Source organism: Mesorhizobium sp. L103C105A0, from assembly GCF_000502215.1.
Classification (GTDB): Bacteria; Pseudomonadota; Alphaproteobacteria; order Rhizobiales; family Rhizobiaceae; genus Mesorhizobium.
Genome location: NZ_AYXF01000002.1, coordinates 1,242,494 through 1,254,221, shown reverse-complemented (window position 1 = coordinate 1,254,221; position 11,728 = coordinate 1,242,494). Strand labels below are relative to the sequence as shown.

Annotated in this window: 7 protein-coding genes; 3 read left to right on the top strand and 4 right to left on the bottom strand. The window is 58.7% G+C overall.

Annotated features, from left to right (window positions below):
- Positions 1-17 precede the first annotated feature (17 nt).
- Positions 18-2,414, top strand: coding sequence for a transketolase (locus X727_RS154090; protein ID WP_023672394.1), 2,397 nt, complete (start codon positions 18-20; stop codon positions 2,412-2,414).
- 187 nt (positions 2,415-2,601) lie between these two features.
- Here the strand turns inward: X727_RS154090 and X727_RS154095 are convergent, their stop codons facing one another.
- The 3 genes from X727_RS154095 to gmd all read right to left on the bottom strand — a co-directional run bounded on the left by X727_RS154095 (position 2,602) and on the right by gmd (position 6,376).
- Entirely contained in the window at positions 2,602-4,023 is a 1,422-nt protein-coding gene (locus tag X727_RS154095) for a phosphomannomutase (protein WP_023746211.1), read from the bottom strand.
- A gap of 338 nt (positions 4,024-4,361) precedes the next feature.
- Entirely contained in the window at positions 4,362-5,306 is a 945-nt protein-coding gene (locus tag X727_RS154100; RefSeq protein ID WP_023672396.1) for a GDP-L-fucose synthase, read from the bottom strand.
- A complete protein-coding gene (gene gmd / locus X727_RS154105; RefSeq protein WP_023672397.1) occupies positions 5,306-6,376 on the bottom strand; it encodes a GDP-mannose 4,6-dehydratase in 1,071 nt (356 codons plus the stop codon). The genes X727_RS154100 and gmd overlap by 1 nt, the downstream gene beginning before the upstream one ends.
- Before the next feature lie 994 nt (positions 6,377-7,370).
- On the opposite strand from gmd, the gene X727_RS154110 reads away from it, so the two are divergent.
- Both X727_RS154110 and X727_RS154115 read left to right on the top strand, forming a co-directional pair.
- Positions 7,371-8,357, top strand: coding sequence for a nodulation protein NodZ (locus tag X727_RS154110; protein ID WP_023834073.1), 987 nt, complete (start codon positions 7,371-7,373; stop codon positions 8,355-8,357).
- Between the two features lie 202 nt (positions 8,358-8,559).
- Positions 8,560-9,975: a mannose-1-phosphate guanylyltransferase/mannose-6-phosphate isomerase gene (locus tag X727_RS154115; protein ID WP_023834072.1), complete on the top strand. Its 1,416-nt coding sequence runs from the start codon at positions 8,560-8,562 to the stop codon at positions 9,973-9,975.
- Between the two features lie 196 nt (positions 9,976-10,171).
- On the opposite strand, the gene X727_RS154120 is transcribed toward X727_RS154115, so the two are convergent.
- A complete protein-coding gene (locus tag X727_RS154120) occupies positions 10,172-11,728 on the bottom strand; it encodes an E2 ligase fold family C protein (RefSeq protein ID WP_023834071.1) in 1,557 nt (518 codons plus the stop codon).

The window sequence follows — 11,728 nt, the reverse complement described above, 5'->3', positions numbered from 1 at the left end:
GATTTGCGGGAAACTGAATGACGAGGAAACTGGAATATCTGAACGAGATCGAGCGCTGCGTCTCCTGGCTCGCAGCCTGGACGATCCACCACGCCAACCACGTCCGCGAGGGCGATGAGATCAAGGTCGGGGGGCATCAGGCCTCGTCCGCGTCGCTGAGCACCATCATGACCGCGCTCTACGGTTCGGTCCTACGCCCGCAGGATCGGGTGGCGGTCAAACCCCATGCGGCGCCGATCTTCCATGCACTTCAGTATCTGGCGGGCAACCAGACTCACGAAAAGCTCATGAACTTCCGCGGCTACAAGGGCGCGCAGAGCTATCCTTCGCGGACGAAGGATGTCGACGATGTCGACTTCTCGACCGGGTCGGTGGGTCTCGGCGTTGCTCAGACGCTGTTCTCGTCACTGGTGCAGGACTACGTCTCGGGTCACGGCTGGATGAAGGAGCGTTCCGAGGGCCGAATGGTCAGCCTGATCGGCGACGCCGAGATGGATGAGGGCAACATCTACGAGGCCCTGATCGAAGGCTGGAAGCACGGGCTCAGGAACTGCTGGTGGGTGGTCGACTACAATCGCCAGTCGCTCGACGCCGTGATCCGGGAGGGCCTCTGGCAGCGGTTCGAGCAGATTTTTCGCAACTTCGGCTGGGACGTGATGGTCCTGCGCCACGGCGCTCTGCAAGAGGCTGCCTTTGCCGAGCCGGGGGGCGAGAAGCTGCTCGAGTGGATAGAGCGCTGTCCGAACCAGCTCTATTCGGCGCTGACCTTCCAAGGGGGTGCTGCCTGGCGCAAGCGGCTGCTCGACGAGATCGGAGACCAAGGGCGGGTAACCACTCTGATAGAACGCCGCTCCGACGACGAGTTGCAGGCGTTGATGACGAACCTTGGCGGGCATGACATGCCGAGCCTCCTCGAAGCCTTCGAGGCGGCGTCCAGGCATGACCGTCCCGTCTGCTTCATCTGTTACACCATCAAGGGCTACGGTCTGCCGCTTGCCGGACACAAGGACAACCACGCGGGGCAGATGACGCCCACGCAGATGGAAGACTACCGCCTGCAGATGGGCGTAAAGCGGGGTGAGGAGTGGGACAAATGGGCGGCCGCCAACTTGCCGGAAGCGGAACTTGACGCCTTCTTCGCAAGGGCGCCGTTCTTCAGTGAGGGCCGTAGGAGGCTGTCTGCGCCGTCGGTGCCGGTGCCCGAAACCCTTCCGTCACCGGGGCAGCCCGGCAAACCGCTCTCGACCCAGATGGGCTTCGGCCAGATCCTGAACGACATCGCACGAGAGCGCAGTCTGCTTGCCGACCGCATTGTCACCACCTCGCCCGATGTGACGGTCTCGACCAATCTCGGTGGCTGGGTTAACCGGCGCGGCCTTTTCGCCCGGGAGACCATGGCGGACACCTTCAAGGCCGAACGCATTCCGTCGACCTTTACCTGGGAATTTGGGCCGAAGGGGCAGCACCTCGAGCTCGGGATCGCCGAGTCGAACCTGATGATCATGCTCGGGGCGCTCGGTCTCTCGCACTCGATTAATGGCGTGCGCCTACTGCCGATCGGGACAGTCTATGATCCCTTCATCTACCGATCGGCCGACCAGCTAAACTACGCCTGCTATCAGGATGCGCGCTTCATGCTGGTCGCAACGCCCTCGGGCGTGACGCTGGCGCCCGAGGGCGGGGCACACCAGTCGATCGGAACCCCATTGATCGGCATGGCGCAGGATGGGCTTTGCGCCTTCGAACCGGCCTTCGTCGACGAACTGTCCGTGATCATGCGCTTTGCCTTCGATTACATGCAACGTAATGGCGAGGGGGATCCGGATGAGATGACGTGGCTGCGTGATCAGACCGGAGGATCGGTCTATCTTCGCCTGTCAACCCGGCCGCTCGAGCAGCCGCTGCGCGACATGAAACCGGCGCTCGCGCGGGACATCGTCAACGGCGCCTATTGGCTGCGTCCGCCCGGGCCGAACGCGAGTGTCGTCATTGCTTACCAAGGCGTTGTCGCGCCGGAGGCGATTGCCGCGACGGGTCTTCTGGCGGAGGACCGGCGCGATGTCGGGCTGCTCGCGATCACCTCCGCGGACCGGCTTAATGCGGGCTGGCAGGCGGCGGAACGAGCCCGGCAGCGTGGCGCGATTGGCGCCCTGAGTCATATCGAGCGGCTGCTCGCGCCGCTATCGCGTGACTGCGGCATCGTCACCGTGATCGACGGCCACCCGGCGACGCTCGCGTGGCTCGGTGGGGTTAACGGGCATCGCGTGAAGGCGCTCGGGGTCGAGCATTTCGGCCAGACGGGGACTATTGCGGACCTCTACCGTCACCACGGCCTGGACACCAACGCCATCGTACATGCGGCACAGGCGGTGAGTGCGGGACCGGCTGTTCGCTACCGGAAGGCGCTGCCTTGACCATGAGCTACCGGACGCTTCGGGCCGGTACGGATCGGCTCACGTCCACCGCCCGGCCATTTCCACGGGCGTTCCGGTTCGCTTCAAAGCGGACAGCTGCCAGGGACACTGTGGACGTTCTGATCGCGCTAGAGTAGCTCGTGCGACCCCCAGGGTCACCTGGAATACGCAGGGAGGCGGCTTTTATTTAGCCTTGCGTCCAATTACGAATTCGATCCAATCCAGTCCGGAGCAAAAGCTCCGCGTCCTCCCGATTTTCGGCTTCGACGTAGCACCGCATTTCCGGGGCATTTCCGGATGGACGCAAATGCAAGACACGCTTATCCGCGAGAGTGATACGAAGCCCGTCAACATCGCTAACCTTGCTTACCACTCCAATCGACCCGACGAAGGCGGCGATGTTAGTTTCCGCTGTACGAAGGTATGTCATGAGGCGAGTGCTGCTTTCGACGGAAAAATTTTCCAAGCGATCCGCAACCGCCGCTGGCAATTGAAAGGAACTGCCAATCTCCGACAGTGGCTGCCCACTTGTATTAACAAGGGAAAGTGCCGCAAGGATGGGGAGAAAACTGTCGCGTGTAGGTAGCGCTGGCAGTTTAGTTCCGTTCGGGTCAAAGTCCGTGCCGGTCAACAAACCACCGTTTGCTTCGAAACCAACCACGCGCTCGTGACCCGACGCAACCAAATCGAGCATGGCAGCAATAACAAATGGCGATCCAACCTTGGTACGCACGACTTTAAAAGAACCTGCGGTCTCGATACCAGAGTTTGATGTGACCGGCGTGACGACTGCCTTCGCTTGCAGGAAGTTCGCCGTAATCAGGCCTAACAAATCACCGCGAAGGGGGTCTCCGTGGTCGTCAGCTACCAGTGGGCGGTCACCATCGCCATCTGCCGAGACGACCGCATCAAGCCGATGCTCTTTGGCCCAGAGCTTGAACTGTTGAGCAGTCTCGTCCGAGACCGCTTCAGTGTCGACAGGAATGAAACCTTCCGAACGTCCCAGGGTTACGACCGTCGCACAGTGATATGAGAGAATGTCAACCAAGAGATCGCGCGCGACTGTGCTGTGCTGATATACGCCCACCGTTAAGCCCTTTAGAGCATTAATCTCCATAAGCTTTCGATTGCGCGCCATGAAAAAGGCCTTGCATTCGGCCTCCCGGTGCTGCCGGCGTGCAACAGCACCTTCAAGGACGTATCCGCGCTTCTCCAACTGCAAGGCGATGCGCGTTATCTCCCGCTCATCACCCTTGTCGATCTCACCGTCGGGTCGATAGAATTTTATTCCATTACGGTCGGCCGGAATGTGCGAGCCTGTGATCATCAAACAACCACTCTTACGCGCCTGAGCATACAGTGCCAGGGCAGGGGTGGGGACGGCGCCGCAATCGACTACGATGAAGCCGAGCGCAGACAGTGCCGCCGCACAGACGGCGGCGATGGCCGGACTCGAGGCGCGAAAGTCGCGCCCTATGAGTATCTCGTCGCCAATTCTGGCCAGGCCGGATTCCAGCAGGAATGTCGCGAATGCCGTTGCATATAGGGCAGAGGCGGCTCCTGCCAATTCTGTCGCCAGGCCCCGTAATCCACTTGTTCCGAATTTCATACCAAATCCGACGTTGCTAACCGGGTTTTGAGGGTAACATGCTCAAACTTTGGCTCGTCCGGAATGCCCATCGACAGATCCCTCGGACGAGAACAAGAAGTACATTCGGTTACCGTAGAGGCGCTCGGTTATCGAGGGTTACCCTTGTGAGGATTGACGCAGTCGGCGTCGGCGTGGGCAGCGCACCGTGACCTTCACGGCGACGAGTTGGAGCGGATGGGGTCCGGGCCCGGCAGGGCTCCTCGCGGCTGGCTCACATGAGCGCTATCGCCATCGAGTGATTGTCTCAGTCTACATTAGCTCTGGGTCCCGAAAGCGCGTACAGCAAATCCTCTTATCTATCGCCGTTCGGTGTAGCTCCCGTTCAGAAATGCATGATAGACACTCTCGATGCCTTCCATGAGAGTGATCTTTGCTGCCCATCCCAAAGTGCGCAGCTTGTCGACGCTCATCAGCTTTCGCGGTGTACCGTCAGGTCTAGAGTGATCATGCGCGATCTCCCCAGTAAATCCGACTACACGGCAGATCATTCTGGTCAGCTCTAGGATCGTGATGTCCTGTCCGCAGCCGAGATTGACGTGATCATGGTCAGAGTAGTTCTTCAGAAGGAAGACTAATGCGTCGGCGCAGTCGTCGACGTGCATGAATTCCCGACGTGGTGTGCCCGTGCCCCAGATGGTGATTCGCTTATCACTTATGAGCTTAGCTTCATGCGCTTTCCGGATCAGCGCTGGGATGACGTGGCTTGACTGCAAGTCATAATTGTCGCCTGGCCCGTAGAGATTCGTCGGCATAGCGGAGATGTAGTCGCGGCCATATTGCTGGCGATAGGCTTGAGCCATTTTGATGCCGGTGATCTTGGCGACGGCGTAGCATTCGTTGGTGCGCTCTAGTGGCCCGGTCAAAAGCGCGCTTTCAGGAATGGGCTGTGGTGCCATCTTCGGATAGATGCAAGACGAGCCGAGGAAGAGGACGCGGTCGACATTGTTTTCGTGGGCTGCCGCGAAGATATTGGCCTCGATCATCAGATTGTCGTAAAGAAAGTCGACCGGATAGGTGGCGTTCGCGAGAATACCACCTACCTTTGCCGCCGCCATAATGATAGCGTCCGGTTTCATCACTGCCACGAAGTTTTCAACCTCAGTCTGTCGCTTGAGATCTAGCTCTCCGCGAGGGGCGGCCACAACTTTGCAGTCTTCAGACGCGAGTCGGCGTACAACAGCGCTGCCCACCATACCTTTGTGGCCAGCGACCCACACGGTTTTTCCGTTCAGATCATACATTACGCTTCCTTCATGACTACAGATGTCTGCATGACCTTCAGGTCTTCGCGGACCATTTCCGCAGCAAGGTCGCGCACGGATATCTCATGCACCCAGCCGAGCTTCTCCTTCGCCTTGGTAGCGTCACCCAGGAGAAGATCGACTTCCGTGGGGCGGAAGTAGCGTGGGTCCACTTGGACTAGGCATCTGCCGCTCGCTAGATCATAGCCCTTTTCGTCGACACCCTTGCCCCGCCATTCGATCTCGACGCCGACATCTTCGAAAGCCCACTCGACGAATTGGCGGACAGGAGTCGTTTTGCCCGTAGCCAGCACGTAATCATCCGGTTGATCCTGCTGCATCATCATCCACATACCTCGCACGTACTCACGCGCATGGCCCCAATCGCGTTGAGCATCGAGATTGCCGAGATAAAGCTTGTCCTGCTTGCCCAGGTAAATAGCAGCGGCAGCGCGGGTGATCTTGCGCGTCACAAAAGTTTCGCCACGGAGGGGGCTTTCGTGATTAAAAAGAATGCCGTTGGAAGCGTGCATACCATAGCCCTCACGATAATTGACGACCATCCAGTAGGCGTAGAGCTTGGCGGCGGCGTAAGGGCTGCGCGGATAAAAGGGCGTCGTTTCGTTCTGCGGTACGGACTGCACGAGGCCGTATAGCTCTGACGTCGAGGCTTGATAGAAGCGGGTCTTGTCCGTCAGACCGAGGAGGCGAATCGCCTCAAGAAGTCGCAATGTACCGATACCGTCCGCGTTTGCTGTGTACTCAGGTGTTTCGAACGACACCTGGACATGGCTCTGAGCAGCCAAGTTGTAAATTTCGTCTGGCTGAGATTCCTGAACCACGCGGATGAGGTTAGTCGAATCAGTGAGATCACCGTAATGCAAGATTAAGCGCGGATCGGATTCGTGCGGGTCTTGGTAGAGGTCTTCGATACGACCGGTGTTGAAGGAAGAGGAACGTCGCTTAATCCCATGAACGATGTAGTCTTTTTTGAGAAGAAGACGGGCAAGATAGGCACCATCCTGTCCAGTTATGCCCGTAATAAGAGCAACTTTCCTGCTATCACCCATTCTATTCCTGCTCAATTAAAGTTTAAAGTTTCGGCTCCGGCTCGCCACGCCGACACAATGTGCGGCCCGCCCCGTGCCCCATGGAGCACTTCGACAGATGCGGCGCGAAGATCGTCATTGACTGTCCGCCAGCCGAGCACACCTGCTCTGCTTAGAGTCACGAGCAAAAATAGAGTCGCGCCGCTAACCTGTCGGACTCGTACATGCGGTCTGAGTGCCGCTCAGCTCACGCCCTGAGCGACATGTACTCCCAGCACCTTGCAGCTGATTTGCTCTTCTATCAGCGAGTGAGGACGCCTTTCTTTCTTGCTTCAGCGTCTTCTAATGGGAATTGTTTGGATCCGTGAAATCGATTGTTTGGATAAAGTGCATCCACAGAATGGATGGTCTGAGCGAGCAGCGGGGGCGCATCGCCGGCCCGGAGTCGTAGCGCGAGCTTCCGTTCGGGGCGAGGACAAAGTTCGTGGCCGCGAGCGTCACCACAGCATCCGGCACAGGTCGTGCAGAACTTTGGGAGCCGACTGCGGATTCTGTCGATCAGCTGGTTCCAGGCGCGTCGAGCCGTCGACCTCATCTCGCCCGGTACCGGTTGCTGTATGCAGCCTTGCACCCTTGGCGTACGGCGTCGACGGAATGATTTGCTTCGGCAGGCAGTGTCGTAGCGTTTCCGGCTGTTTCGGCTCTATTGACCGGGCCCGCGTCAGCCGAGCCCCTTCATCATGGCATCCAACACATGGATGGCCGGCATCCACTCAATAGATTTTACATATGCGGCGGAGGCCCAGTAGAGAAGGCTGAACCGGAAGCGAGGGCAACCCTAAGCGAGGGCATCGGCTTCAAGCTTTGCGAGCGTCACGGGATTAGTGGGCAGTGCTGAGTGAGCTCTTCTGCCCTATGGCCCGGCCTCTGCCAAGGGCCCGGCGTCAGGGTCTACTATGTCGACTAAGGATTCCAAACCGGATGCAACCTCCTCTCCGAAACGAGATTTCCGAAAATGCATGTTAGTGGATTGGAAAAGCGCCGGTTCGTCGTCTCTCGGAGGCGTACGGGGTTCGGTGATTGTCTGTGGTCGTTGGCGGCCGCTTGGCGCTACGCGCAGCGGTCGGGACGAACTCTAGCCATCGACTGGCGGGGGGCCTGCTACCTCGACCAACCCTTCACAAATGCGTTTCCGGTGTTCTTCCAGCCGATCAATGACATCGCTGGGGTGCCGGCTATTTCCGACGACCGGGTCAACGACGTTTCCTTCCCTGGTCCATTCTTCCCGGAGTGGTGGAACAGGCCGGCGATCGAGTGCCTTTACCGGCCAGATGAGCAGATTTTCCAAGAGCGCGATGAGTTGGGCGAGCTCTTTCAGGCCGAACACGATGTCGAAGCGAACACAGTAGTGTGTGACGCTTGTCTGATGTGGCGGTGCGATGAGGATGCAGAGCGGCAGGTGTTCCAGAGTGTCCAGCCTCGGCCAGAAATTCAAGGCCGCATAGATGCCATTTATCAGGAATGTTTTGAGGGGCACAGCATCATCGGGATTCATGTTCGGCACGGTAACGGTGAAGACATCATGGAGCATGCGCCCTACTGGGCCGATCCGGAGCTCGCCGTTCGGCAAGTGTGCGCTGCAATTGACAAGGCTAAGGCGTTACCGCACCCCAGGCCTGTGCGGCTGTTCTTATGCACGGACAGCGCGCGGATACTGGATCTTCTGTCGGCCAGGTTTCCCGATCTGCTCACTGTCCCGAAGCACTTCGGATCCAATCAAGGTGGCCCCTTACACACTGCAGCACTCGGGATTGACGGCGGAATTTCCGCCCTCGTTGAGATGTATCTTCTCGGGCGCTGCGATACCGTAATTCGGTTTCCCCCGACGAGCGCCTTTACACGATATGCACGTCTATTCGCACCACGGGTAATTGAATTCGATCTGAAGGAGCCAAGTCGTTTGACTTTGATAGAAGACAGCCAAGTCTCTGATCTCAGTTAAGACCCGCCACCTGCGCAATTCGGCAGAGGCAACCAACAGGCATAGTTGAATGCGCATTTAGCGTCGTCATCTGACGCCGCCTGCAACGCACCAGAACTTCGCTGTTACGCGGGGCCGCAGACAAGCCAGAGCGACGGCGATCGTGACGCTGACGCTCGAAACAACGCGGGCGATCACTCCAGAGACGAGATTGAGGTTGGTTATGAAAGTCATTCCCGTGATCATCAGCGGCGGAGCCGGATCGCGGCTATGGCCCGCCTCAAGGCAATCGCACCCCAAACCTTTCCTCAAAGTAGCGGATGGATATTCTCTCATTCAGCACACTGTGCTGCGCGCCGCTTCGATAGAAGGTGTCGTGGAACTCGTCGCTGTGACATCCGGGGAACACCTCTTCCTGACCAAGGACGAATTTGACGAACTGGATTCCGTGGTCCTGCCACGCACCTTTCTGCTCGAGCCCGAAGCTCGGGATACGGCCGCCGCCGTGGCTGCAGCCGCGATCCATGCGAGGGCAACGCAAGGCCCTGACGCGATCCTGTGCGTTTTCCCGGCCGATCACCTGATTAGCAACCTGCCTGCGTTTCTAGACGTCATGGGCCTGGCCATGGAACATGCGAAGCTCGGGCGGATCGCCACATTGGGCATCACCCCAACCAGACCGGACACGGCATTCGGCTACATCGAAGCAGATGGTGAGAACGTCGTCCGTTTCGTTGAAAAACCGGATCTGGATACAGCCAAAGCCTATGTCGCGTCTCAACGCTTCTTCTGGAACGCCGGCATCTTCTGCTTCAGTGCGCAAACCATGCTCGACGAGATGGTTTTGCATTGTCCCGAGGTGCTCCAGGCCGTCGCCGACAGCTACGAGAACGGCCGCGCCAGTCAATGCCAAGGCTTTGCCAAAATCGAACTCGCGCTTGAGCATTTCGGTTCCGCGCCGCGGATCTCGCTCGACCACGCTGTCATGGAGAAAACTAACAAACTTGCCGTGATTCCCTGCGACATGGATTGGAGCGACATCGGATCTTGGAACGCAATGGCCGATTTGATCGCCCCCGACGAAAGCGGGAACAGGATACACGGCGATGTGCACATGGTCGACACGACCGGCACCTATGTGAGCTCCGACAAGCGCGTCATCGGCACGGTGGGCGTAAGCGATCTGGTGATCGTGGATTCCCCGGACGCTTTGCTTGTCACATCCCGCGACCGCGTTCAGGACGTTAAGAAGCTCTTCGAGGGCCTCAAGGCTTCGGGACATGAAGCTCATCTGGTCCATAGCACGGTACACCGGCCCTGGGGTTCCTATACGGTTCTGGAGGAAGGCGAGCGCTTCAAGATCAAACGCATCGAGGTGAAGCCCGGTCGCCAGTTGAGCCTGCAGATGCACTATCATCGTTCGGAGCACTGGGTCGTGGTCAGCGGCTCCGCTAAAATCGTCAATGGCGAGCAGGAGTTGTTCCTGGGGACAAACGAATCTACTTACATCCCCTGCGGCCATAAGCATCGGCTCGAGAACCCAGGCAGAATTGACCTGGTGATCATTGAAGTGCAGAGCGGCGATTATCTCGCCGAGGATGATATCGTTCGCTTCGACGACGAATATGGTCGAACGTAGATAACAGTACAAAAAACGTTAACGGCGAGCCGTCCCTCAAGGATCTCTGTCGTGGGTTCTGGGCCTGACATTGGCAAGCAGCGGGCCGAGCGTGTCATAATCCGCCCCGCGCTCTCCAGGCACTCGATCGTGGTCGAAAACGTCGGTGAGCGCTTGACAGCGCGCCGTCCGCGGTAACGAAGACTTCAGATCTTTCTCAGGCGGACCAGTTGCTCAGCTGTTCAACGGCACAGCCGTATTTCAGCCTGTAGGCGGCAACGAAATCCTCATCGCTGCAGATGCAGCGGCCGCTGGAATCTTTGGCTTTCGGATCATGGAGGTGAGAACCAAGGCGGCGCAGTAGATTCACGCGAGTGCTGGTCGTCGGACTCATCGGAAAACCCGCACTATGCTTGACCAGGTCTGCGGCAAGCATGATCCCGGCAAGCGCTGATTGAAAGGCCATCGGAACCACGGTTCGAACGAGACGACTTCCATCGCTAAGCTGGAACACCAGACCGCCGCAGATAACCTGCTGATAAAAGGAACGGAGGGGCTGACCAACAAACGCGGCGAGCGGCTCAAACGGCACAGCCATCGCCGTAGCCACCCGAGCTACGAACTCATTGGGGACTCCGGTATTGGTCTGCAGGAGCGTTTTTACCTCCTCGTGTGCTTCCGGCATTCCGAGTTCCTCCGCGACCAGTTGGTGTTCGTCCTTGGATTTCCCGGTCGGCATGTACATGCAGCAAAGGCAAGCCTGGCCGTCATCGAAACCATGCCGCGAGATGCCTAGATCTTGCTCCTGAGTCCAGGCGTTCGCGATCCATCGGGGCAGAGCACCTTGGACAGCTAGACGGTCGGCGGCGGTGTCAAGCGCCACACCCACTCGGTCGAATACCCAGTCGCCCCGGCGCGCAACATATTCTGCCCACTTCATAGGGTGCGCCTCGACTTCAAGGGCGGTGGACCGAAGGGCGTTGGTTGCGAGGGCCGCCTTAGAGAGGCCGACCTCCGCCTGACCTGCCAACACGTAGCGCTGCAGGTTTGAGAGTTCGATAGCTTCGTGATCAACTACATGCAGGCGCCCCGACAGACCGGATTGCCTCGCCAGCGCCCATAGCGAGCCATGGCCTATCGCGCCGAGCCCAACGAGGTGCGTTTCGCCAAGGTCGACAGGGAAGTTTAAGGGGCCGGAATCGCCGGCGTTGCTCTTGTTGTAGGTGCATAAAGAGAGGCCGATGTTCTCGTCCAGCTCGGCGCCGGTCAGCTGGGAAGCAAAGATGGTTCGAAAGACGTTGGCCGCGGCGAAGCAGCTTGCGGCGCCAGCTCCATAGGGCAGCAAGCTCGAGCCAGAGCCCACCGGGTCCGTACGCGACAGCTTTGCCGCCCAACCCTGCGATCCCATGAAAAACGTTGGGCACCGAAGTGATGGGCGCACCGCGCCTGCAGCTACACAGACCGTCGCAAACTTGCCGGAACGCCGGATGCTGATTTTTGGATTGATCGACTTTGCCAAGCGCTCGAGCGCTTGGGCTTGAGAGCTCGCGGCGATATCCAGGGGGAGTATGGCCAGAACCGGATACAGTCTGGCAAGCAACCTGACCGTAAGGTCAAGCGTCGCCTGGCCCTCGGCACACGAAGCGGCTTGGCTGTCGAAGGCCACAGCCACGACCTGCTTTTCGAGGGCTGCTTTGAAGTCGCATAGATGAAAGTCGGCCAGCACCTGAGAAGCTGCCGTGGCGGCGCGGTCGATGAAGTTAGCGAGTGCCAT

Bases quoted from the DNA above. Each gene is read 5' to 3' on its own strand.
- X727_RS154090 (WP_023672394.1), top strand. From the start codon at position 18: ATGACGAGGAAACTGGAATATCTGAACGAGATCGAGCGCTGCGTCTCC.
- X727_RS154095 (WP_023746211.1), bottom strand. From the start codon at position 4,023: ATGAAATTCGGAACAAGTGGATTACGGGGCCTGGCGACAGAATTGGCA.
- X727_RS154100 (WP_023672396.1), bottom strand. From the start codon at position 5,306: ATGTATGATCTGAACGGAAAAACCGTGTGGGTCGCTGGCCACAAAGGT.
- gmd (WP_023672397.1), bottom strand. From the start codon at position 6,376: ATGGGTGATAGCAGGAAAGTTGCTCTTATTACGGGCATAACTGGACAG.
- X727_RS154110 (WP_023834073.1), top strand. From the start codon at position 7,371: ATGCATGTTAGTGGATTGGAAAAGCGCCGGTTCGTCGTCTCTCGGAGG.
- X727_RS154115 (WP_023834072.1), top strand. From the start codon at position 8,560: ATGAAAGTCATTCCCGTGATCATCAGCGGCGGAGCCGGATCGCGGCTA.
- X727_RS154120 (WP_023834071.1), bottom strand. From the start codon at position 11,728: ATGGCACTCGCTAACTTCATCGACCGCGCCGCCACGGCAGCTTCTCAG.